This window comes from Nocardia sp. NPDC051900 (assembly GCF_044452545.1).
Classification (GTDB): Bacteria; Actinomycetota; Actinomycetes; order Mycobacteriales; family Mycobacteriaceae; genus Nocardia; species Nocardia sichangensis.
Genome location: NZ_JBITBU010000020.1, coordinates 131,579 through 152,793 on the forward strand (window position 1 = coordinate 131,579; position 21,215 = coordinate 152,793).

At 68.7% G+C, this 21,215-nt stretch carries 23 protein-coding genes; 10 read left to right on the forward strand and 13 right to left on the reverse strand.

Features of this window, described 5'->3' with window-relative positions; genetic code table 11:
• Positions 1-201: 201 nt before the first annotated feature.
• Complete coding sequence (locus ACIA5H_RS29710; RefSeq protein ID WP_397078841.1) at positions 202-1,026, reverse strand: HAD-IIA family hydrolase; 825 nt, start codon at positions 1,024-1,026, stop codon at positions 202-204.
• 54 nt (positions 1,027-1,080) lie between these two features.
• On the opposite strand from ACIA5H_RS29710, the gene ACIA5H_RS29715 reads away from it, so the two are divergent.
• Positions 1,081-1,764 (forward strand): ZIP family metal transporter, encoded by a 684-nt coding sequence (locus ACIA5H_RS29715; protein WP_397078843.1) that lies wholly within the window; start codon positions 1,081-1,083, stop codon positions 1,762-1,764.
• 13 nt (positions 1,765-1,777) lie between these two features.
• Here the strand turns inward: ACIA5H_RS29715 and ACIA5H_RS29720 are convergent, their stop codons facing one another.
• The gene (locus ACIA5H_RS29720) at positions 1,778-2,098 is read right to left on the reverse strand and encodes a helix-turn-helix transcriptional regulator (protein WP_355071715.1); all 321 of its coding nucleotides are present in this window, start codon (positions 2,096-2,098) and stop codon (positions 1,778-1,780) included.
• 100 nt (positions 2,099-2,198) lie between these two features.
• Here ACIA5H_RS29720 and ACIA5H_RS29725 point away from each other — a divergent pair, with 100 nt between their 5' ends.
• Entirely contained in the window at positions 2,199-3,317 is a 1,119-nt protein-coding gene (locus ACIA5H_RS29725) for an MFS transporter (RefSeq protein ID WP_397078846.1), read from the forward strand.
• A 60-nt stretch (positions 3,318-3,377) separates the two neighbouring features.
• Here the strand turns inward: ACIA5H_RS29725 and ACIA5H_RS29730 are convergent, their stop codons facing one another.
• Positions 3,378-3,830, reverse strand: coding sequence for a MarR family transcriptional regulator (locus ACIA5H_RS29730; RefSeq protein WP_355071711.1), 453 nt, complete (start codon positions 3,828-3,830; stop codon positions 3,378-3,380).
• 122 nt (positions 3,831-3,952) lie between these two features.
• Here ACIA5H_RS29730 and ACIA5H_RS29735 point away from each other — a divergent pair, with 122 nt between their 5' ends.
• Positions 3,953-4,951, forward strand: a complete 999-nt coding sequence (locus tag ACIA5H_RS29735) for an SMP-30/gluconolactonase/LRE family protein (protein WP_397078848.1) — start codon at positions 3,953-3,955, stop codon at positions 4,949-4,951.
• A gap of 74 nt (positions 4,952-5,025) precedes the next feature.
• Here ACIA5H_RS29735 and groL read toward each other — a convergent pair whose 3' ends face one another.
• The gene (groL, locus tag ACIA5H_RS29740; protein ID WP_355071708.1) at positions 5,026-6,651 is read right to left on the reverse strand and encodes a chaperonin GroEL; all 1,626 of its coding nucleotides are present in this window, start codon (positions 6,649-6,651) and stop codon (positions 5,026-5,028) included.
• 212 nt (positions 6,652-6,863) lie between these two features.
• Positions 6,864-7,157 carry a hypothetical protein gene (locus tag ACIA5H_RS29745; protein ID WP_355071706.1) on the reverse strand — a complete coding sequence of 98 codons (294 nt, stop codon included), beginning with the start codon at positions 7,155-7,157 and terminating at the stop codon, positions 6,864-6,866.
• A 189-nt stretch (positions 7,158-7,346) separates the two neighbouring features.
• On the opposite strand from ACIA5H_RS29745, the gene ACIA5H_RS29750 reads away from it, so the two are divergent.
• Both ACIA5H_RS29750 and ACIA5H_RS29755 read left to right on the forward strand, forming a co-directional pair.
• Positions 7,347-9,404, forward strand: coding sequence for an NAD(+) synthase (locus ACIA5H_RS29750; protein WP_364424508.1), 2,058 nt, complete (start codon positions 7,347-7,349; stop codon positions 9,402-9,404).
• Positions 9,405-9,463: 59 nt separating this feature from the next.
• Positions 9,464-10,138 carry a suppressor of fused domain protein gene (locus tag ACIA5H_RS29755; RefSeq protein ID WP_379249010.1) on the forward strand — a complete coding sequence of 225 codons (675 nt, stop codon included), beginning with the start codon at positions 9,464-9,466 and terminating at the stop codon, positions 10,136-10,138.
• Here the strand turns inward: ACIA5H_RS29755 and ACIA5H_RS29760 are convergent, their stop codons facing one another.
• From ACIA5H_RS29760 to ACIA5H_RS29790, 7 genes are all read right to left on the reverse strand, one after another.
• The gene (locus tag ACIA5H_RS29760) at positions 10,139-10,375 is read right to left on the reverse strand and encodes a hypothetical protein (RefSeq protein WP_397078852.1); all 237 of its coding nucleotides are present in this window, start codon (positions 10,373-10,375) and stop codon (positions 10,139-10,141) included.
• Positions 10,376-10,380: 5 nt separating this feature from the next.
• Complete coding sequence (locus tag ACIA5H_RS29765; RefSeq protein ID WP_364424514.1) at positions 10,381-11,106, reverse strand: Clp protease N-terminal domain-containing protein; 726 nt, start codon at positions 11,104-11,106, stop codon at positions 10,381-10,383.
• A 55-nt stretch (positions 11,107-11,161) separates the two neighbouring features.
• Complete coding sequence (locus ACIA5H_RS29770; RefSeq protein ID WP_397078855.1) at positions 11,162-12,250, reverse strand: NAD(P)/FAD-dependent oxidoreductase; 1,089 nt, start codon at positions 12,248-12,250, stop codon at positions 11,162-11,164.
• Positions 12,251-12,332: 82 nt separating this feature from the next.
• Entirely contained in the window at positions 12,333-13,247 is a 915-nt protein-coding gene (locus ACIA5H_RS29775; RefSeq protein WP_379249018.1) for an RNA polymerase sigma-70 factor, read from the reverse strand.
• Between the two features lie 146 nt (positions 13,248-13,393).
• Complete coding sequence (locus tag ACIA5H_RS29780) at positions 13,394-14,341, reverse strand: CDP-alcohol phosphatidyltransferase family protein (protein ID WP_379249020.1); 948 nt, start codon at positions 14,339-14,341, stop codon at positions 13,394-13,396.
• Positions 14,341-15,069, reverse strand: coding sequence for a phosphatidylserine decarboxylase (locus tag ACIA5H_RS29785; RefSeq protein ID WP_355071692.1), 729 nt, complete (start codon positions 15,067-15,069; stop codon positions 14,341-14,343). Before ACIA5H_RS29785 ends, ACIA5H_RS29780 begins: the two co-directional genes overlap by 1 nt.
• 103 nt (positions 15,070-15,172) lie before the next feature.
• On the reverse strand, positions 15,173-15,445 hold the full coding sequence (locus tag ACIA5H_RS29790) for a GlsB/YeaQ/YmgE family stress response membrane protein (RefSeq protein ID WP_356962735.1): 273 nt from the start codon (positions 15,443-15,445) through the stop codon (positions 15,173-15,175).
• A gap of 219 nt (positions 15,446-15,664) precedes the next feature.
• Here ACIA5H_RS29790 and ACIA5H_RS29795 point away from each other — a divergent pair, with 219 nt between their 5' ends.
• The gene (locus ACIA5H_RS29795) at positions 15,665-16,693 is read left to right on the forward strand and encodes a beta-ketoacyl-ACP synthase III (RefSeq protein ID WP_355071688.1); all 1,029 of its coding nucleotides are present in this window, start codon (positions 15,665-15,667) and stop codon (positions 16,691-16,693) included.
• Between the two features lie 63 nt (positions 16,694-16,756).
• Here ACIA5H_RS29795 and ACIA5H_RS29800 read toward each other — a convergent pair whose 3' ends face one another.
• Positions 16,757-17,212: an SRPBCC family protein gene (locus ACIA5H_RS29800; RefSeq protein ID WP_356962737.1), complete on the reverse strand. Its 456-nt coding sequence runs from the start codon at positions 17,210-17,212 to the stop codon at positions 16,757-16,759.
• A gap of 208 nt (positions 17,213-17,420) precedes the next feature.
• Between ACIA5H_RS29800 and ACIA5H_RS29805 the strand changes: the two genes are divergently transcribed.
• From ACIA5H_RS29805 to ACIA5H_RS29820, 4 genes are read left to right on the forward strand one after another with little or no spacing between them, the layout of a single operon-like run.
• Positions 17,421-17,621 carry a hypothetical protein gene (locus ACIA5H_RS29805; protein ID WP_355071685.1) on the forward strand — a complete coding sequence of 67 codons (201 nt, stop codon included), beginning with the start codon at positions 17,421-17,423 and terminating at the stop codon, positions 17,619-17,621.
• A 53-nt stretch (positions 17,622-17,674) separates the two neighbouring features.
• Positions 17,675-19,342, forward strand: a complete 1,668-nt coding sequence (locus ACIA5H_RS29810) for an FAD-dependent oxidoreductase (RefSeq protein WP_379249025.1) — start codon at positions 17,675-17,677, stop codon at positions 19,340-19,342.
• Between the two features lie 14 nt (positions 19,343-19,356).
• Positions 19,357-20,847, forward strand: a complete 1,491-nt coding sequence (locus ACIA5H_RS29815) for an ATP-binding protein (RefSeq protein ID WP_397078860.1) — start codon at positions 19,357-19,359, stop codon at positions 20,845-20,847.
• On the forward strand, positions 20,844-21,197 hold the full coding sequence (locus tag ACIA5H_RS29820; protein ID WP_379249029.1) for a UBP-type zinc finger domain-containing protein: 354 nt from the start codon (positions 20,844-20,846) through the stop codon (positions 21,195-21,197). The genes ACIA5H_RS29815 and ACIA5H_RS29820 overlap by 4 nt, the downstream gene beginning before the upstream one ends.
• The last annotated feature ends 18 nt before the right edge of the window (positions 21,198-21,215 follow it).

The window sequence follows — 21,215 nt, forward strand, 5'->3', positions numbered from 1 at the left end:
CCTCATCAAATGGTCGCCGGACAGAAGCCCGGCGACCATAGTAGCTTGCGCACAAGCACTCTTTTCCACGGATCGAGCATTCGGCAACTCCGATCTGGGCCGTAGGAGATTTCTTGTCACTGGCTATTTGCCGGAACAGACGATACCTAGCAGCGTCGCGCTTGCGGGCAATTTTAGAGGGAAACTGTAGAATTTTTTGTTTCATTCCGATTCGTCGGTTACGGCGAGTTCGCCGGCTCCCACCGAACCGCCCAGCAATTCCGGCAGATCGACCACGGATTCGATGACGTGATCCGGCGCGCGGTCGGCCGATGCCAGCACGCCCGGCCGGAATTTGCCGGTGCGCACCAGCACGCCGGTCAACCCGACGTCCTGCGCCGCAAGCACATCCGAGTACAGATCGTCACCGATCATCACGACCTCCGCCGGCTCGAGGCGCATCAGCCCCGCGGCGGTCCGGAAACCGGGGGCCGCGGGCTTGCCCACCACCTCGATGCGGGCATTGCCCGCCGCCTCCAAGCCGGGCAGATACGCCCCCGCGTCGATACGCAATCCGTCCGCGGTCGCCCAGGTCAGTCCGCTGTGCATGGCGACGACGGGCACGCCGTCCAGCATCAGTTCCGCCACTCGACTCAGTGCGGCATGGGTGAATTCCGCTCCCGCGCCGCCGATCACGACCACGTCCGGACGTTCCTCGTCGAGCCGGAGACCGGCGAGGTCGGCATCGATGTCGCCGTGGTTGAGCACCCAGACGGCGGCGCCGGGGTAGCGCCCGCGCACGAACTCGGCGGTGAGTCTTGCGGCGGTGACGATCTCGGCGGGTTCGACCTCGATACCCGCGCCGCACAGGCGTTCCGCGATCTCGGCACAGGTACGCGAAGTGGTGTTGGTCAGAAACGCCCGGCGCAGTCCGCTCTCCCGGATCCGGCGCACCGCTGCGGCGGCGCCCGCGATCTCCCGCCAGGAGGTCACCAGGACGCCGTCGATGTCGTAGAGCACGCCTCGGATCCGGACGCGGTCAGGCATGGCTTCAGCGTACGACCGACCCGATGGCCCGGCATGCCGACTTAGGGTGTTCCCATGACGAAGGCGCTGCTCTACGGGCTCGGCACGGCCGTGCCGCTGGTCTTGGGCGCTGCCATCGGGGCGCGGTGGCAACTGCCCAAGGCGGTGCTCGCCTCCCTGATGGCCTTCGGCGCGGGCACGATGATCGCGGCGGTGTCCACCGAGCTGTTCGAGCCCGCCTTTCGCCAGAACGCGACGATCGCCGCGATCGCGCTGCTCGCGGGCGCGGGGGTCTACGTGGTGGCCGATCACCTCATCGAGAACAAGCTCGGTCCCCGCGCGCTCGGCTGGGCGCTGATGCTGGGCGCGGTGCTGGACGGTGTCCCGGAGAACACGGCGCTCGGCGTCACACTGACCGGTGGCGGCGGACTGGTGCTGCTGGTGGCAGTGGCCGTGGGCAACGTGCCCGAGGCGATCAGCGGAGCCGCGCTGATGCGCGACCAGCACGGCGTGGCGCGGCACCGCGCCCTCTGGCTGTGGACGGCGACCGGCGCGGTGCTCGTACTGGTCACGATGCTCGGAAACGCGTTGTCGGACAACTTGTCCGAGACCCACATCGGCGCGGTGCAAGCGTTCGCCGGCGGTGCCACGATCGCGGTGCTGGCCGACTCACTGATGCCGGAGGCCTACCGAGAAGGCGGCTGGTGGGTCGGAATGGCCACGGCGGCGGGGTTTCTCGTGGCTTTCATCTTGCGCTGACCGGCGGCGGTCGTCAGCGCCGCGCGCCGCTGATGACCGCGTCCAGCAGGCCGGGGAAGCGCTGATTCAGATCTTCGCGCCGTAGCGCGACCAGCCGATTGCGGCCGGAGACGAACGTCATCGTGACGCCCGCGTCCCGCAGCACCTTCCAGTGGTGCGAGGCGGTGGCCGCCGTGATCTCCACGTCGAACTCTCGGACATTGCAGCTCAACGGTTCCCGTTCCCCGGCGAGCGCGCGCACCAGTTCCAGGCGCACCGGGTCGGCGAGCGCGCTCAGCACGCGGACCAGATCGATGTCGGCGGTACTCGGCTGCGGCAGCGTACGCATCTCCATTCCCCGATCATTTGACAACGATCGAATTGTATCTCACGCTCATTCTATGATGTTTCGACAACCATCAAATAATCTTTACCGGTCGCTCCTCCCGCTCGCCGTGGGCACTTTCGTGCTCGGCACCGACGGCTTCGTACTCAGCGGCCTGCTTCCGCTGATCGCCGCCGATCTGCACGTCTCCGTGTCCACCGCCGGGCAGCTGACCACGATCTTCGCCTGGACCTACGCCATCGCCGCACCGCTGATCGCGGCGGCGACCGGGTCCTGGGATCGCCGCGTGCTGCTCGGTGGCGGCGCCGCGCTCTTCGTGGTCGGCATGATCGGGCAGGCCGCCGGGGAGAGCTTCGGCGTCATGGCCGCGGCGCGCGTCGTCGCGGCCATCGGGGCGGCGGCCTTCCAGGCCAACGCGTACGCCGTCGCCGGCGTCGTCGCCGATGAAGCCCATCGGGGGCGGGCACTGGCGATCGTGACGGCGGGCATCACGCTGTCCAGCGTCGCGGGCGTGCCGATCGGCATCTTCGCCGAGCGCTGGATCGGCTGGCGCGGCGTGCTGTGGGGCATCGCGCTCGGCGGAGCCATCGCCGCGCTGCTGGTATTGCTACTGCCACGGGTGACACTGCCGAGCACGGGACTGCGCGCCCGGATCGGCGTGCTGACCCGCCCGCCGGTGCTGCGGGTGCTGATCGTGACGACAACGCAGATCACCGCCGTCTACACCACCATCGTCTACCTGCCCGTGGTGGTCGCGGCATCGGTGCCGCAGAGCATGCTCGCCTGGCTGTTGCTGGCCATGGGCATCGGCCAGGTGATCGGCAACGCGCAGGCCGGGCGGGCGGTCGACCGCTACGGCCCGCAGCGCACGCTGACGGTGGGACTCACGGGCGCACTGATCGGCCTCGCACTGCTCGGCGTGGCCGTCCATGCCGCGTGGGCGGTGTTCGTGGTGCTCGCCATCACCGGGCTGTTCGGTTCGGCGATCCTGGTTCCGCAACAGCATCGGCTGTTCGGCATCGCCCATGACGCGCCCACCGTCGCCCTCGGCCTGAACGGATCGGCCATCTACCTCGGCGCGGGCATCGGATCGATCATCGGTGCGACCGTGCTGGATTCCTCCGGCAGCCAGTGGCTTCCGTGGACCTCCACGCTCATCGCATGCCTCGCCCTCGCCCTCGCGCTCCAGAAGACCCAATCCCCCACCAGGGCTCCAGTTCCGGCATGAGCTACCCGTCGCCGGGATCGGGCGGGGCACTCGCCATACCGCGTGCCCCGCTACCGGCGACTAAGCGGCAGGGCCGGGCCGGATCGAGTCCAATCGGTCGGCACAGCGAGTCAGCAAGTCCTGCAAGGAGGCTCGCTCGGCGTCGGTGAATTCTTCGGCCAAGGCGCGTTCGACTCGGACGGCGCGGGCGTCCGCGTCGCGCATGACGGCCGCGCCCTTCTCGGTCAACGTGGTCTCCAGGACGTTCTTGTGCCACGGGTGCGGGGTGCGCTCGATGAGCCCGCGGTCCTGCAGATTGCCGAGCACGGTGTTCATCGAGGGCGGGGTGACGCCGCAGAGCCGGGCCAGGGCGGCGGCGGAGATACCGGGATTCTCGGCGAGGAACAGCAGTGCGGCGTATTGGGGCACGGTGACGCCCGCCGGTTTCAACGCGGCGTTCTTGGCCGTATTGAGGGACTGCTCGGCCCGTTTGAGGTACGAGCCGATCCGTTCGGCGGCGGGCATCGACGTCATAAGCGCATGGTATCCGCACGTCTTCTTGTTTCAGTCTTGACTGATATTAGAGTTCTAACTTAGATTCGAGCCAGATTTTTGATGTGAACACTTTTGAATGCATGATCTCTAAGAGGTAATCGATGCCCCACGCACTACCCCTCCGCCTGCTGTCGAGCCTGGCCGCAGCCAGCGCCTGCCTCCCGCTCGTCGCCTGCGGCACCAGCGACGAACCGAACACCGCCGTCCACACCGCCTACGAGCTGCCGGGCGACCGGGCCTACCCCGAGGGCATCGCGGTGGACGCGCGGACCGGAGACAGCTACGTCGGCTCCTACACCACCGGCGCCGTCTATCGCGCGACGCAAAACGCGCACCGAGCCGAGGTTTTCCTGCCCGAAGGCGCGAACAGCCACAAGACCGCCAACGGCTTGAAAGTCGACGCGGCCGGACGGCTGTGGGTGATCGACTCGACAACCGGCGTCGCGGTGTACGACATCGCGACCCGCGCGCTGCTCGCCGACTTCACCGTGCCCGGAAACGAGCCCCGCTTCGTAAACGATCTCGCCATCACCCCGGACGGCACGGCGTATCTGACCGACAGCACACGTGCGCTCGTCTATCGCGTGACACCTGATCAACTGGCCGCCGCCAGAGCGCAGGGTGGGCGAGCCGAGCTGACCCCTCGGTTCGACCTGCACTCCGCGCTGCCGCCGATCGAGCCGGGCGGCTTCAGCCTCAACGGCATCGTCGCCGATCCGGCAGGCCGCTATCTGCTCACGGTCGACATGCCGCGCGGCGACTTGTACCGCATCGCGTTGACTCCGGACCCGAATCCGATCCGCAAGGTGGCCTTGCGCGGTGGCGATCTGCGTCAGGGCGACGGACTGGAACTGCGCGACGACACCCTGTGGGCCGCGCACAACACGACAAACACCATCAGCCGCTGGACCCTCTCCGACGACGGCGCCGCGGCCACGCTCGCGCAGCAACGCACCGACGAAGCCCTGTCCATCCCCACCACCCTGGCCCGTGCCGGTGACCGGATCCTGATCGTCTCCTCCCAATTCGACAAGGGCGGCCCGATGGGCCCCGGCACCCCGAAGACGCCTTTCACCGTCGTCACTCTCGACGGAATCTGACCCGGAACGCCGGAAGCCGGCCCACCTCGCGGTGGACCGGCTTCCGGTTCGAAATGTGTTGCGGGTGGCCGGACTCAGAAGTCCATGCCGCCCATGCCACCGGTCGGGTCGCCGGCGGGAGCGGCGGCCTTCTCCGGCTTGTCGGCGACAACGGCCTCCGTGGTCAGGAACAGAGCCGCGATCGAGGCCGCGTTCTGCAGCGCCGAACGGGTGACCTTGACCGGGTCGGCGACACCGGCGGCCAGCAGGTCCTCGTACTCGCCCGAGTCGGCGTTCAGGCCGTGACCCGCGGGCAGGTTGGCGACCTTCTCGGCGACCACGCCGGGCTCGAGGCCCGCGTTGAACGCGATCTGCTTCAGCGGAGCCGACAGCGCGACCTTCACGATGTTCGCGCCGGTGGCCTCGTCACCGGTGAGCTTCAGCTCCTCCAGCGCCGGAGCCGACTGCAGCAGGGCCACGCCACCACCGGCGACGATGCCCTCCTCCACGGCAGCCTTCGCGTTGCGGACGGCGTCCTCGATGCGGTGCTTGCGCTCCTTGAGCTCCACCTCGGTGGCCGCGCCCGCCTTGATCACCGCGACACCGCCGGCCAGCTTGGCCAGACGCTCCTGCAGCTTCTCCCGGTCGTAGTCCGAGTCGGAGTTCTCGATCTCGGTACGGATCTGCGCGACCCGGCCCTTGATCGCCTCCGCGTCGCCCGCGCCCTCGACGATGGTGGTCTCGTCCTTGGTGACGACGACCTTGCGCGCCTGGCCGAGCAGCTCGACGCCGGCGTTCTCCAGCGACAGGCCGACCTCTTCGCTGATGACCTCGCCACCGGTCAGGATGGCGATATCGGCCAGCTGAGCCTTGCGGCGGTCACCGAAGCCGGGAGCCTTCACGGCGACCGACTTGAAGGTGCCGCGGATCTTGTTGACCACCAGGGTGGACAGGGCCTCGCCCTCGACGTCCTCGGCGATGATCAGCAGCGGCTTGCCCGCCTGGATGACCTTCTCCAGCAGCGGCAGCAGGTCCTTGACGGTGGAGACCTTGGAGCCGACCAGCAGGATGTACGGGTCCTCGAGGACCGCTTCCTGACGCTCCGGGTCGGTGACGAAGTAGCCGGAGATGTAGCCCTTGTCGAAGCGCATGCCCTCGGTGAGCTCCAGCTGGAGACCGAAGGTGTTGCTCTCCTCGACGGTGATGACGCCTTCCTTGCCGACCTTGTCCATGGCCTCGGCGATCAGCTCACCGATGGACGCGTCGCCTGCCGAGATACCGGCGGTGGCGGCGATCTGCTCCTTGGTCTCGACCTCCTTGGCGGTGTCGAGCAGCTTGGCGGTGACGGCCTCGACGGCCTTCTCGATGCCGCGCTTCAGGCCCAGCGGGTTCGCGCCGGCCGCGACGTTGCGCAGGCCCTCGCGCACCAGCGCCTGGGCGAGCACGGTCGCGGTGGTGGTGCCGTCGCCCGCGACGTCGTCGGTCTTCTTGGCGACTTCCTTGACCAGCTCGGCGCCGATCTTCTCGTACGGGTCCTCCAGCTCGATCTCCTTGGCGATGGACACACCATCGTTGGTGATCGTGGGGGCGCCCCACTTCTTCTCCAGGACAACGTTGCGACCCTTGGGGCCCAGCGTCACCTTGACCGCGTCGGCGAGGCTGTTCAGACCCCGCTCGAGGCCGCGGCGGGCCTCTTCGTCATACGCAATTGTCTTGGCCATGGCGTTGTTGAGATCCTCCATGTGTATGGCTGACACACAGGACGACCGCCGGTTGGGTCGCCCCAGTTACGCTGGCCAGGTTCGGTGCCCGCGACGGACGACCGAGGGTGTCTAGGGAACCCGGTCTCACCGTCCCGACCTGGCACTCACAGGTCGAGAGTGCCAAAAGCATTTTTAGCACTCAGGGGTGCCGAGTGCAAGGTCCGCGCGGGCTAGGGGCGGTCGTCGACACGGAGCACCAGCGCGACGAACGCGTCGGTACGGCGTTCCTCCGGCGTGCGGGGCTCGCCGTCCTCGACGGTGACGAGCTCGGCGTCGTGCAGCAGCAACTCCGCCTCCACCCGCATGATCGCGCGAATGAACGGCGGGGCGACGTCGGGCGGCAGGTCGCCGTTCACCACGTAGCTGCCGTCCGGTTGGGACTCGGTGGACACATACGAAAGCGCGCGCAGCAGATCTGCGCGCCGTTCCCCCGCTATTAGGTCGGAATCCGTTTCATCCGCCATTGCTATAGCTTAGCCGCCAGTGGTTCACATCTTCGGCCGGACGATTCGCGCCGCCCGGCGCCGACGATGAAAGCGCAGGTCACAGCACCCCTCCTGGGGACAGGGTGAACTAGGCACCGCGCCGAGGCGGCCGGGGCGGCGTAGATTCCGGGTGGACCATGATCAACCTCAGCCCGGAAGGGGACGCGGGTGGACGACCTGCCGTTCGATTCGCTCTACCGGCACGGCTTCGCCCGGGTGGCGGTCGCGGTGCCCCGGATCCGGGTGGCCGACCCCGCCTACAACGTGGAACAGACCGTCGAGCTGGCCACGCAAGCCGCGGCGGCCGGGGCGGTGCTCACGGTGTTCCCCGAGCTGGGCCTCTCCTCCTACACCGCCGACGACCTGTTCCACCAGGACGCGCTGGACGCGGCGGTGGAGGCGGCGCTCGCCAGGGTGGTCGCGGCGAGTACGGACATCGACACGGTGCTCGTGGTGGGCGCGCCGCTGCGGGTGCACCACCGGTTGTTCAACTGCGCGATCGTGATCTGCCGGGGCATCGTGCTCGGCGTGGCGCCGAAGAGCTACTTGCCGAACTATCGGGAGTTCTACGAGAAGCGTCAGTTCGCGGCGGCGCGGGAGGCGCTGGAGGATCACGTCACCGTCGCCGGGCACCGGGCGCCGTTCGGATCCGACCTGTTGTTCCGCGCGAGCAATCTGGACGACTTCGTCTTCCACCTGGAGATCTGTGAGGACGGCTGGGTTCCGTTGCCGCCCAGCGGCTTCGCCGCGCTGGCCGGGGCGACCGTGCTGATCAACCTGTCCGCGAGCAACATCGTGATCGGCAAGGCGGACTACCGGCGGTCGCTGTGCACCTCGCATTCGGCGCGCTATCTCGCGGCATACCTGTACTCCGCCGCGGGGACCGGCGAGTCGACCACCGACCTCGCCTGGGACGGCCAGGCGTTGATCTGCGAGAACGGCGACCTGCTCGCGGAGGGCGAGCGGTTCTCCGATCATCCCCAGCTGGTCACCGCCGACCTGGACCTGCGCCGCCTCGCCGCGGACCGGCTGCGCACCACCAGCTTCGCCGACAACGTGCACGACCACCGCGACCGGCTGACCTCGCTGCGGCACATCGACGTGCGGCTGCCCGTCCCCGAGGCCCCGGTCGCGCTGGAGCGCGAGCTCGCGCGCTTCCCCTACGTCCCCGCCGACCCCGCCTTGCGCAACGAGCGCTGCGCCGAGGTGCACCACATCCAGGTGGAGGGCTTGAGCACGCGATTGCGCGCCACCGGCACGCAGCGCGTGGTGATCGGGGTCTCCGGCGGCTTGGACTCCACGCAGGCGCTGATCGTGGCGGCCAAGACAATGGACCGGCTCGGCCTGCCCCGGGAGAACGTGCTCGCCTACACCATGCCCGGCTTCGCGACCAGCACCAGGACCAGGACCGACGCGCACCGCCTGATGGCCGCCCTCGGCGTCACGGCGCGCGAGATCGACATCACTCCATCGGCGACGCAGATGCTGCGCGACCTCGGCCATCCGGCCGCCGACGGCGCGCCGGTGTACGACATCACCTACGAGAACGTGCAGGCGGGCGAGCGGACCTCGCACCTGTTCCGGCTGGCCAATATGCACGGCGCGCTGGTGGTCGGCACCGGCGACCTCAGCGAACTCGCGCTGGGCTGGTGCACGTTCGGCGTCGGCGACCACATGGCGCACTACAGCGTGAACGCGTCGGTGCCCAAGACGCTGATCAAGTACCTGATCGCCTGGGCGGTGGACACCGAGCAGTTCGGCGCCGAAGCGAACGAGGTGCTCTCGTCGATCCTGCGCACCGAGATCTCGCCGGAGCTGATTCCGCACGAGGACTCCTCCGCGCCGGCCCAGAGTTCCGAGGCGACCGTCGGCCCGTACGAATTGCAGGACTTCCACCTCTATTACCTGTTGCGCTTCGGCTACCTGCCCAGCCGTATCGCCTACCTGGCCTGGCACGCCTGGTCCGATCCGGCGACCGGCCGCTGGCCCGATCTGGTCCCCGCCGACCAGCGCAACGCCTACGACCTCGCCACCGTCAAGCACTGGCTGGGCGAGTTCCTGCGCCGCTTCGTGCAGACCAGCCAGTTCAAGCGCTCGACGCTGCCGAACGCGCCGAAGGTCGGCTCCGGCGGCTCGCTCTCGCCGCGCGGCGACTGGCGCGCGCCGAGCGACGCGTCCGCGGCCGCCTGGCTGGACGAGCTCGCCCGCAACGTGCCGGATGCCTGACCGGCGCGGTGTCCGACGCCCCGGATAGGGCCCGACGCACCCCTGCCTATGGTGGCTGCGTGAGTGAGAGATCCGGCTGGGATGCCATCGACGGTGCGTTGCGGCCGCTGTACGGCGACATCGAACCCTTCCATTGGGCCTCCGACCACCCGTGGTCGCTGGGCGGGTCCGACCCTCTCGACGGGATCAGCGCCTACTCACGCACCGATCCGGTGCCGCACTGGCACTACGTCAGTTATGGGATGACCGAGCTGTACGAGAAGGAGTGGGACAACCCGGCGGAGTCCGGCTGGGGCTTCGAGTTCACCTTCCGCTTGGCGCGCGGGCCCGAGGACACCGAACCGCCCGTGTGGCCGACGAACTTCATGCAGAACCTCGCCCACTACGTCTTCCAGTCCGGCAAGTGGTTCGAACCGGGGCACACCATCAAGACGAACGGGCCGATCGCGGCCGGCCACGCGGACTGCACCAATCACGCGGTCTGCTTCACGACGGACCCGGAACTGGGCGCCATCGACAGCCCGCACGGCCGCGTGTTGTTCCTGCAGATCGTCGGGTTGACCATGCGGGAATACCGCGCGGCGCAAGGCGGGCGCGCCCTCGCACTGCTCGCCGAGCTGGAACCGCGACTACCCCTGTTCGTCACCGACATCCATCGCGAACCGTTGGTTCCCGAGCCGAAACCGCAAGCCCTCTGGCCCCGATGGGGCGGCGGCCTGGCCGGACGAGGGTGATCACGCCGCCCGCGTCGCGCGGTGTGCGATCGGAACGGCCGGGCGTGGTCCGCGGATACCGGCTCCCCGCGTGCGCAGCGCCCTGCGATGGCGCGCCCGCGCGGCGTGCGCGCACCGCAATCCGTTGACGACGTTGCGAATCTCGTGCGCGGCAACCGATCCCCGGGCCACGCCGATCACCAGCAAGAGCACCGCGAGGGCGAGCGCGGTCCGCGCACGGAACTTCCCGTCGCCCATCGGAATCAGGACTTCTCGGTCTTGATAACCGCGAGCAGCTCGCCCAGATGCGCTTCGGCGCTCGCCTTGTCGACGCCGAGATCACTGAGCAGACCGGCGCCGTTCTCCTGTTCCAGCAGCGCCAGCAGCATGTGCTCGGTGCCGATGTAGTTGTGCCCCAGCCGAAGCGCCTCACGGAAGGTGAGTTCCAGGACCTTCTTGGCCTCCGCGCCGAACGGGATCAGCGCGGGGACGTCCCCCTCGGCCTGCGGCAACGACGCGGAAGCGGCGGCGGAGATCACGTCGACGGACACGCCCTGGTGGACGAGTTCGTGCACCGCGAGACCTTGGGGTTCGGTGAGCAACCCCAGCACCATGTGCCCGAGGGAGATCTCCCGATTGCCCGCGGTACGCGCGGCCTCCTGCGCCGCCATCACGACCGCCCGCGCTCGCGGGGTGAAACGGGCGAAGCCCGCGTTCGGGTCCATGGCCGCCGCGGCGGCCGGATCGGGCACCTTGGGCACGAACCGCTTCTGCGCGGCCTGCTTGGTGACGCCCATGCTGGCGCCGATATCGGTCCACGAGGCGCCGGAGCGCCGGGCCTGGTCCACGAAGTGGCCGATCAGGTGGTCGGCCACTTCGCCCAGGTGATTCGCCACGACGACGGCATCGGACAGTTGTTCGAGCACATTGTCGGGACGGGCTTTCTTGATGCCGTCGATCAGGTCGTCGAGGCGGAATTGTTCGGTCATGCGTCAACCATAAGTTGACGATGACCCACCGTCAACCGTTAGTTGACGATGCGACTCACGGGCGCGCAGACCAGGCCGCGCCGCGCACGATGCGTTCCTTCACCCACGCGGCCGTGCGCCCGGTCAGCACCGTCCTGGCCGGTGCGTCGTCGGCGCGCACCGCTTGGACGACCCCGTCTCCGCGACCCAGGCTGAGGCACTGGAGCACATAGCGGAACCGCAGCTCCTTCGGCTCACGACCGCGCATCAGGGCGACGGCGGAGTCCGCCGCGTGCTTGCCGGTCGGCAGCGCCGTGGCACACGCCATGCGCAGTTCGCGTCCGCCCGGCCCCGCGACCACGGCGGCGTCACCTGCGGCGAAAACGTCCGGGTGCGACACCGAACGCAACGTGGCGTCGGTGAGCACCCGACCGTCGGGATCCACCGCCAGACCGGATCTGGCGGCGAGGTCGGGCACCCGGAAACCGGTGGTCCACACCGTCGCGGCGGCCGCAACCAGTGAGCCGTCGGCCAAGCGCGGCCCCTCGGCTGTCACCTCGATCACCTTGGCGCCGGACCGGATCTCGACTCCGAGTCGCTCGAGCGTCCGCGTGATGTGCGCCTGCGCCCGCGCCGACAGCCAGGCGCCCGGCTCCTCCGACCCGAGCAGCACCACCCGGGACTCCGGATGCGATTCGGCCAGTTCCGCCGCCAGCTCGATGCCGGTGGCTCCGGCGCCGACGATCGCCACCGGTCCGCCCGCCACGGCCAGACCGCGCACGTCTTCCTGCGTGGCGACCGAAAAGGCGTGTTCGGCGACGCCGGGGACGCTCGCGAGATCGGCGACGCTACCGAGGGCGTAGATCAAAGTGTCGTAATCGAGTGCGGGCGCAGTGTCGAGCACCACCCGACGCGCGACCGTATCGATCTCCGTCGCCAGGGCCTGCACGAAGCCGATGCCCTTGCTTTCCAGCGATTCCCGCAGATCCCATGCCGCGATCCGCTGCCCGGCCGCCTGCTGATGCAGCCGTACCCGCTCGACGAAGGACGCGTGCGCATCCACCACGGTGATCCGAGCGTCCCGCGCCGTGCGAGCGAGCCTGCGGGCCGCCGCCAGTCCCGCGTACCCCGCGCCGAGAACGACGATCCGATGCTGTCCGGTCATTGCTGAGGCTCCTTTCGATCGGCCATCAACACTCAGACCGGACAGGGCCCCGATCCCTGACAGACCGGTGCCGTGAAGCGCGTCACAGCGGACGGCGAAGCCGGTCCGGCATTGTGCCCACCGCGCCCGCCGACCCGCTCGCCCCGGCGAAATAGGCGAGCTTGTCCGGATTCACGATCAACCGCAGCGCGGTGACCGCGCCGTCGGCGACGTCCACCGCGACCACGAGCAGCGGCGCACCGTTCACCCGTGCGACCGCGGCGGGCGCGCCGTTGACCTCCTCCACGACCAGCCGCATGCCGGGCACCTCCCAGCGCATGAGCCCGACGAGGTACCGCGCCACCTGCGCCGCACCTCGCACGGGACGGCGCGCCGCGTTCACCTTGCCGCCGCCGTCGGCCGTCGCGCTCACGTCGGCGGCGAGCATCCGCTCCAGCGACGCGACGTCGCCGTCGCGCGCCGCCTTCAGGAACCGCTCGATCAACTCGCGGGCATGGTCGGGCGTGATACCGAAGCGGGGGCGGCCCTCTCGTACGCGCAGGGCCGCCCTGCGGAAGATCTGCTGCGAGTTCGTCTCGGTGATATCGAGCATGTCGGCGATCTCGCGGTGCGCGTATCCGAACGCCTCGCGCAGCACGAAGACCGCGCGTTCGATCGGGGTCAGCCGCTCCAGCGCGGTCAGCAGCGCGAGCGAGACCTGTTCGCGCTCCTCGACGGTCTCCAGCGGTCCGAGCTCGCCACGCGCGGTCGGCACCGGTTCGGGCAGCCACGGCCCGACGTAGCTCTCCCGCCGGGCCCGCGCCGAAACGAGCCAGGTGCGGCACAGATTCACCAGCGCGGTGGTCAGCCAGGCCTCGGCGGAGCGGATACCGCCGCGGTCGGCGCCGTCCCAGCGCAGATAGGTCTCCTGCACCGCGTCCTCGGCCTCACTCGCCGAGCCGAGCATCCGATAAGCGAGCGCGAACAAGCGCGGTCGATGCCCCTCGAATTCCCGCACGCATTCCCGCCTCTCCGGGTCTTCAGGCCGTACAGGCTGGGTGACGCGAGATTTGCGTTCAGGTCTTGCGTTCAGTGCCGCTGCTGGTTTGGGCGTGCCCGACGAGTTACCCATGTACTCACGAAACCAGTTGTCGCCCGAAAGAGCTACGAGAGACCCGCGCGCGGCGGCCCATCACCGTTCTGGCGTTGCTTCGCCCCAGGCCGGCGCAGCCGCAGCCGGGCCGAGCCGCGGATCGCCGGACGCGGGATGGTCGGACGCGGAATCGCCGGACGACGGATGGCGGGCAGCCGCCGGTCCGCCCGTCGTTGCGCACGCCGCTCGGCGGGTTTGTGCGTCCAGGTCTCCGGACGCGCGGCCACCCAGCGCTGGGAATGCCAGGCGAACGGGATGTGGCCCAGATACAACGCGACCAGCACCAGCAGCAGCACGATCGGATACGTGACCAGCGCCGCGGCGGCGAGCGCGACCAGCACCAGCAGCCCGGCCGCGGCCTGCGGAGCCACCGACACCGATTTCATGGCCAGCGTCGGGATGGTGCTGACGCACAGCGCGGCCGAGAACACCGTCCACGCCGCGACCTCGTAGAAGCCGACCCACCAGCCGTCGCCGAACTGCACGAACAGGGCCACCGGCACCATCGCGATGAGCGCGCCCGCCGGAGCGGGCACACCGACGAAGTACTCCCGCGACCAATCCGGCCGGGTGTCGTCGTCCATCAGGGTGTTGAACCGGGCCAGGCGCAGCACGATGCTGACGGCGAACAGCAGCGCGACGATCCAGCCGACGCTGTTGCTGCTGAGCAGAGTCACGTACAGCACCAACGCGGGGGCGACGCCGAAGGAGATGGCATCCGACAACGAGTCCAGCTCGGCGCCCATCTTCGTGGTTGCGTCGAGCATTCTGGCCAGCCTGCCGTCGAGGGTGTCCAGCACGGCCGCCGCGCCGATCATGGCCAGCGCGATACCGAGTTTGCCGTCGAGGCCGAACTTCACCGCCGACAGACCGGCGCACAGCGCCAGGATGGTGACGATGCTCGGCAGCAGGCGGACGGACCGCCGCCTGCGCCGCTGGGTGGATACCGCCGCTTCCATCACGCGTCAGCGGATGTGCCGAGCACGGCGAGCACTGTCTCGCCGCCGATGGTGCGCTGGCCGGGCTGCACGAGCAGTTCGGTGCCCGCCGGGAAGTAGGTGTCGACCCGCGAGCCGAAGCGGATCAGGCCGTAGGTGTCGGCGATGGTCAGCACGTCGCCGACCTGGGCGTCGCAGACGATCCGGCGCGCGAGCAGCCCGGCGATCTGCACCACGACGACCTGGTCGCCCTCCGGCGTCTGGAGCACCATGCTGTTGCGCTCGTTCACCGAGCTCGCCTCGGGCAGGTCGGCGGAGCGGAATTGGCCGGGCTGGTGCAGCACGGTGCGCACGACGCCGGAGACCGGTGTGCGCTGCACGTGGACGTCCAGCACGGACAGGAAGATGCTCACGCGCGGCAGCGGCGCGTCGCCGAGACCCAGCTCGGCGGGGGGAGCGGCCGTGTCGACCAAGGCGATCTCGCCATCCGCCGGGGCGACCACGACGCCCGGCCGGTTCGGCGGCACGCGACGCGGGTGACGGAAGAAGGTCGCACAGGCCGCGGCGGCGAAGAGTCCGGTGCGCCGCACCCATTTGCGCTTGCCGCCGACCACGGCGACCGCCAAGGGTGCGGCGACGAACGGAAGCCCGGCGGGATGCAACGGAGGGATCGCGTTGCGGACCAGATCGACGACGTGGCCGACTCCGGTGCGTTCAGGCGTGCCGGGCGGGGTGGGACGGCGGGCCACAGGCTCCTCTTTCGTGCTCGATGCAGACGGTTTGCGCCGTATCGACGATAGGACCGGCGCAAGCGTTCACACCTTACGGGAAAGGAGCCTGTGGCACGCGGGGTCAGGACCTGACTCGGGCGCCGGTGACCAGTCGAACCAGGAACAACAGGATGACGGCACCGCCCAGGCAGGTGAAGAAGCTGAACCAAAGGCCGCCACCCTCGACGTCGACTCCGAGCAGCTTCAGCAGGAACCCACCGAGCAGACCGCCGACCACCCCGACGACAATATTGAGCAAGATGCCCTGTTGGGCGTCCGTCTTCATGAACTTGCTCGCGATCCATCCGGCAAGACCGCCGATGATGATCCATCCGATAATCCCGAGACCGAGCATGGTGTCCTCGCATTCAGTTGGGCCACGCCTCGTGCAGCAGTGGCGTGCTTCGACGTGATACCCACCGATTGTCGGAATACGCGCGGCAGATGAGCGACTTTCAAGCTAATATGAGGAAGCCTCATGTCTGTTCGCCAATGGACAGTGGCTGATGAGGGACCGATTTCGATGCTTCGGGGCACCCCCGGCGGCGTCGCCGCAGGTACATAGGAGACGCAGATGGCTGCTCGAATCGCCCAGACCACCGGCGCTGAGCACACGGCGATCCTCGGGCTCGGCGTTTACCGCCCTGCTCGAGTGGTCACCAACGACGAGGTGGCCGGCCCGATCAACTCCAGCGACGAGTGGATCAGGACCAGGTCGGGAATCAGAACCCGCCGGTTCGCCGACGAGTCGGAGACGATCCAGAGCATGAGCGTCGCGGCCGCGCGCGGCGCGCTGGAATCCTCCGGTATCGCGGTCGACCAAGTCGATTGCGTGATCGTTGCTACATCCACCCACCTGTTGCTGACGCCGGCCGCCGCCCCGCGCATCGCCACCGAACTCGGCATGAACGGCTCCGCCGCCTTCGACGTCTCGGCCGGGTGCGCGGGCTTTTGCCACTCGATCGCGCTGGCGTCGGATCTGGTCCGGGCGGGCACCGCTTCGCACGTCCTCGTGATCGGCGTGGAGAAGCTGACGAACACGGTCAACCCGAAGGACCGTTCCACCGCCTTCCTCTTCGCCGACGGCGCGGGCGCGGTGATCGTCGGCCCCTCCGACGAGCCGGGCATCGGCCCCACCGTATGGGGCTCGGACGGCACCCAGCACCACGCCATCCGGCAGGACAAGGACTGGATGGAGTTCTTCCACGAGATCGACGAGAAGGGCCTGGACGCGGTGCGGCCCTATCTGGCCATGGAGGGCACCGCGGTGTTCCGGTGGGCCGCGCACTCGCTGGAGAAGGTGTGCCGCGACGCCATCGACCGCGCGGGCCTGTCTCCCGAGGACCTGGACGCGATGATCCCGCACCAGGCCAACGGCCGGATCATCGAGATCATGGCCAGGGTGCTGAAGCTGCCCGAGCACTGCGCGCTCGCCAACGACATCGAGGAGGCGGGCAACACCTCGGCCGCCTCGATCCCGCTGGCCATGGAGGCGTTGTTGCGCAAGGGTGAGTCGAAGCCGGGCGACACGGCGCTGCTCATCGCGTTCGGCGCGGGCCTGTCCTACGCCGCTCAGGTCGTGAACCTGCCGAACTGGAAGTAACCGCTCCCACTCGCCGCGGCCGGGTCACGACATCTCGTGCACCGGCCGCGGCGAGCACCGCGCTCAGGCGCCGGCTTCGACCGCCGCCTTGACCTTGCCCAGCGTCTCGTTCATGCCGCGCACCAACGCCTCCTCGAACGGGATCTCGCCGCCGAGCGCGGCCTCGATCGCCTTGCGGGAGAACCAGGTGGTTCCGTTGGGCACGTCCCGCCGCTCGATCAGCCGCGTGCCGGACTCGGTCGGCTCCAAGGTGTAGCTCCACACCGTCCGGTTCTCGGTGATCCGGAACGCGAACGCCTGGTTCGGCTCGAACCGCACGATGCGGGACGTGGTCGGCCAGAATTTCTTGCCGTCGCGATTGAGGTTCAACGTCCAGGTGCCCGCCGCGAGCGAGCCGAGCGGCACCATGCGCACGCACTGCGGACTGAACTCCCGCATCCGCTTCAGATCGGAGATCACCGCCCACACCTGCTCCGGGGGCGCGGAGATGTCGATGCTGGCTTCGAGATTTTTCGGCAACGCTGCCTCCGGGATACGAGCGACGGACCGACGACCATCCGTCCGAACGCGATGTGACGAGTCGCGCACATTTTAAACGCGCCGACAGTTGCGTCACATTTTCGCTACTCGCGCACCGGCCGGTGTAATGATCGGCGCACAATAACAGATACATGAAGCACAGACACCGCCTCCAACATTTCGGCGTCCCAACGTGAGGTGATCGGCCGTGAAACTGCGCTCCCTGCTCCATCGTCGACCGGCGGACCCGGTTCCGCTGCTTCCCGCCATCGAGCCGGTGGACGGACGAAAAGCGCACGGCGCGTCGGTCTTTCCGCCACGTAGTGTTCGCGGGGCCGCGCAGGAAGAACGTCTGGAGCGTCTGCTCACCCCGCGTGAGCTCGATTTCGTCTTGCACCATCGGCTCTGAGCCCTCGGCGAACGCCCACGACAGACCGCGCCGCGAGGCTCCATACTCGACAGGTGACTTCACCCGCTGCCACGAAACCGGCCATCCTGAGCGTCGACGACGACCCGGGCGTCTCCCGGGCGGTCGTCCGCGACCTGCGCCGCCGCTACGGCGCCGATTACCGGATTCTGCGCGCGGAATCGGGTCCGCAGGCCCTGGACGCGCTGCGTGAGATGAAGCTGCGCGGGCAGCCGGTCGCCGTGTTGATCGCCGACTATCGGATGCCGGGCATGGACGGCATCGAATTCCTCGAGCAGGCGATGGACCTGCACCCCTACGCGCGCCGCGTGCTGCTGACCGCCTACGCCGACACCAATGCCGCGATCGACGCGATCAACGTCATCGACCTCGACCACTATCTGCTCAAACCGTGGGACCCGCCGGAGGAGAAGCTCTATCCCGTGCTCGACGGGCTGCTCGACGCCTGGCGCAGCAGCGAGCATCGGCCCGTCACCGAGACCAAGGTGGTCGGCAATCGCTGGTCGCCGCGGTCGTCGCAGGTGCGGGAATTCCTCGCCCGCAACCAGCTCCCCTACCGGTGGTACCTGGCCGACGAGCCCGAGGGCGCGCGCCTGCTGGAAGCGGCGGGCGCCGACCCGGAGCGCTGTCCGGTGGTGATCACTTCCGCGGGCGACGCGCTCGTGCAGCCCACCGACAGCGAACTGGCCCAGAACGTCGGCCTGACCGTCGACCCGGCGGGCGAGTTCTACGACCTGATCGTGGTGGGCGGCGGTCCCGCCGGTCTAGGTGCGGCGGTCTACGGCGCGTCCGAGGGTCTGCGCACCGTGCTCGTGGAGCGGACCGCCACCGGCGGCCAAGCGGGGCAGAGTTCGCGCATCGAGAACTACCTCGGCTTCCCCGACGGCTTGTCCGGGGCGCAGCTGGCCGACCGGGCCCGGCGGCAGGCGGCGAAATTCGGCGCCGAAGTGATCACCACGCGCGAGGTGGTGGGGCTGGAGGTGAACGGGTCCGCGCGCACCGTGCGGTTCGCCGACGGCGGCAGACTGTGCGCGCACACCGTGATCATCGCGACCGGCGTCGACTACCGCCGCCACCCGGCGCCGGGCGTCGACGACTTCACCGGGCGCGGCGTCTACTACGGATCGGCGATGACCGAAGCGTCCGAGTGCGCCGATCACGAGGTCTACATCGTCGGCGGGGCGAACTCCGCCGGTCAGGCCGCGGTGTTCCTGTCCCGCAACGCGCGCACCGTGCACCTGGTGGTCCGTGCCGATTCGCTGGAACAGTCCATGTCGCACTACCTCATCCAGCAGATCGCGCAGATCGCGAACATCGAGGTGCACACCAACACCGAGGTGATCGCCGCCGACGGTGACGATCACCTCCAGCAGATCGTGCTGCGCAACAACAAGTCCGGCGCCGAGGAGAAGGCCGACGCGGAGCGGCTGTTCCTGTTCATCGGCGCGGCGCCGCAGACCGATTGGCTCGACGGCGTCGTCATCCGTGACGACGCAGGTTACGTGCTCGCCGGGCCCGACCTGATGGTCGAGAGCGCGCGCCCCGCGGGCTGGGAGCTATCCCGGCCACCGCATCACCTCGAAACCAGCGTGCCCGGCGTGTTCGTGGCGGGCGACGTGCACGCCGAGTCGGCCAAGCGCGTCGCCTCCGCCGTCGGCGAGGGCGCCATGGCCGTCATGCTCGTGCACCGCTATCTCGCGTAACCAGGAGGCCGCAGATGACTTCGAACCAGACCGCGGACCGCAGCAGCAGGTCGGTGTGCGACCCCGCCGAGCTGCGCACCTTGTTCCTGTTCGAGAAGCTGAACGACGAGCAGCTGGAATGGCTGTGCGCCGACGGCCGGATCGAGACGATCGAACCCGGTGTCGTCTTCCGCGAAGGCGAACCGGCCACCTGTTTCTACGTGTTGATGGATGGCGAGCTGATCCTCACCAAGCAGTCCGGCGGCGCGGAGATCGAATTGGTACGCACCGAGCATCACGGCGCCTACGCGGGCGCTTGGATGTCCTACATCGGCGACAAGGTCGACCAGACCTACAGCGGGACGATGCAGGTGACGCGGCCGGCGCGGTTCTTCGTGCTGGACGCCGAGATCTTCGCCCGGATGATGCACGAGTGGTTCCCGATGGCCGTGCACCTGCTCGAAGGGGTGTTCTTCGGCAACCGCAACACCAACGCGCGCATCGGTGAGCGCGAACGACTGCTGGCGCTGGGTTCGCTGTCGGCCGGCCTCACCCACGAGCTCAACAACCCGGCCGCCGCCGCGGTGCGCGCCACCGCGGGCCTGCGCGAGCGGGTCGCGGGCATGCGGCACAAGCTCGCCATGATGGCGGAGGGCAAGTTCGATCCGTCGTCCTTGGGTTCCTTGGTGCGCCTGCAGGAGGAGGCCGCCGCCCAGGTCGCGAAGGCGCCGGAGCTGACGCCGCTGGAAGCCGCCGATCGCGAGGACGTGCTCGGCGAATGGCTGGAGGACCACGGGATCGCCGACGGCTGGAACCTCGCGCCGAACTTCGTGCAGGCCGGGTTCGACACCGACTGGCTGGAGCGGGTGGCCGCCACCCTGGACGGCTCGCCGGAGCAGGTGTTCCAAGGGGCCATCCGCTGGTTGAACTACACCATCGAGACCGAGCTGCTGATGAACGAGATCGCCGACTCGACGACGCGCATCTCCGCGCTGGTGGGCGCCGCGAAGCAGTACTCGCAGATGGACCGCGCCCCGTTCCAGGTGGTCGACATCCACGAGCTGCTGGACAGCACCTTGGTGATGCTCAGCCGCAAGATCGGCGACGGCGTGCACGTGGTCAAGGAGTACGACCGGACGCTGCCGGAAGTGCCGTGCTACGCGGCCGAACTCAACCAGGTGTGGACCAATCTCATCGACAACGCGGTGTACGCGATGAACGGTGAGGGCACGCTGACCATTCGCACCAGGAAAGAGAACGACTGCGCGGTCGTGGAGATCGGCGACACCGGGCCTGGCATCGCGCCGGAGGCCCGCAACCGGATCTTCGAGCCGTTCTTCACCACCAAGCCGATGGGCGAGGGCACCGGACTGGGGCTGGACATCTCGTTCCGCATCGTGGTCAAGAAACACAACGGCGACATCAGGGTGGACTCGGAGCCGGGCGACACCAAGTTCACCGTCTGGCTGCCGCTGCACCGCCCAGAACAGGATCGAGCCGGAACCGACACGGAAGGACAGTCATGACCGAGCAGCTCGCGGGCATCGATCCCGCGGTACCGCCCAGTGGGCCGGGTTGCGCGGAGTGCGAGCAGCACTCCGGCTGGTGGGTGCATCTGCGCCGGTGCGCCCAGTGCGGGCATATCGGCTGCTGTGACACCTCCCCCGCGCAGCACGCCACCGCGCACGCCAAGAGCACCGGTCACCCGTTCATCCAGAGCTTCGAGCCGGGTGAGGACTGGTACTACAACTTCGAAACCGAAGAGATGTTCAGCGGCGGACCGGAATTGGCGCCACCGCACAGTCATCCCGCCGATCAGGGCGTCCCCGGCCCGCGCGAGCGGGTTCCCGGGGATTGGCAGGCACACATCCACTGATGCCGCCGGAACCGGTAC

Bases quoted from the DNA above. Each gene is read 5' to 3' on its own strand.
- ACIA5H_RS29710 (WP_397078841.1), bottom strand. From the start codon at position 1,026: ATGCCTGACCGCGTCCGGATCCGAGGCGTGCTCTACGACATCGACGGC.
- ACIA5H_RS29715 (WP_397078843.1), top strand. From the start codon at position 1,081: ATGACGAAGGCGCTGCTCTACGGGCTCGGCACGGCCGTGCCGCTGGTC.
- ACIA5H_RS29720 (WP_355071715.1), bottom strand. From the start codon at position 2,098: ATGGAGATGCGTACGCTGCCGCAGCCGAGTACCGCCGACATCGATCTG.
- ACIA5H_RS29730 (WP_355071711.1), bottom strand. From the start codon at position 3,830: ATGACGTCGATGCCCGCCGCCGAACGGATCGGCTCGTACCTCAAACGG.
- ACIA5H_RS29735 (WP_397078848.1), top strand. From the start codon at position 3,953: ATGCCCCACGCACTACCCCTCCGCCTGCTGTCGAGCCTGGCCGCAGCC.
- groL (WP_355071708.1), bottom strand. From the start codon at position 6,651: ATGGCCAAGACAATTGCGTATGACGAAGAGGCCCGCCGCGGCCTCGAG.
- ACIA5H_RS29745 (WP_355071706.1), bottom strand. From the start codon at position 7,157: ATGGCGGATGAAACGGATTCCGACCTAATAGCGGGGGAACGGCGCGCA.
- ACIA5H_RS29760 (WP_397078852.1), bottom strand. From the start codon at position 10,375: ATGGGCGACGGGAAGTTCCGTGCGCGGACCGCGCTCGCCCTCGCGGTG.
- ACIA5H_RS29765 (WP_364424514.1), bottom strand. From the start codon at position 11,106: ATGACCGAACAATTCCGCCTCGACGACCTGATCGACGGCATCAAGAAA.
- ACIA5H_RS29770 (WP_397078855.1), bottom strand. From the start codon at position 12,250: ATGACCGGACAGCATCGGATCGTCGTTCTCGGCGCGGGGTACGCGGGA.
- ACIA5H_RS29780 (WP_379249020.1), bottom strand. From the start codon at position 14,341: ATGGAAGCGGCGGTATCCACCCAGCGGCGCAGGCGGCGGTCCGTCCGC.
- ACIA5H_RS29790 (WP_356962735.1), bottom strand. From the start codon at position 15,445: ATGCTCGGTCTCGGGATTATCGGATGGATCATCATCGGCGGTCTTGCC.
- ACIA5H_RS29795 (WP_355071688.1), top strand. From the start codon at position 15,665: ATGGCTGCTCGAATCGCCCAGACCACCGGCGCTGAGCACACGGCGATC.
- ACIA5H_RS29815 (WP_397078860.1), top strand. From the start codon at position 19,357: ATGACTTCGAACCAGACCGCGGACCGCAGCAGCAGGTCGGTGTGCGAC.
- ACIA5H_RS29820 (WP_379249029.1), top strand. From the start codon at position 20,844: ATGACCGAGCAGCTCGCGGGCATCGATCCCGCGGTACCGCCCAGTGGG.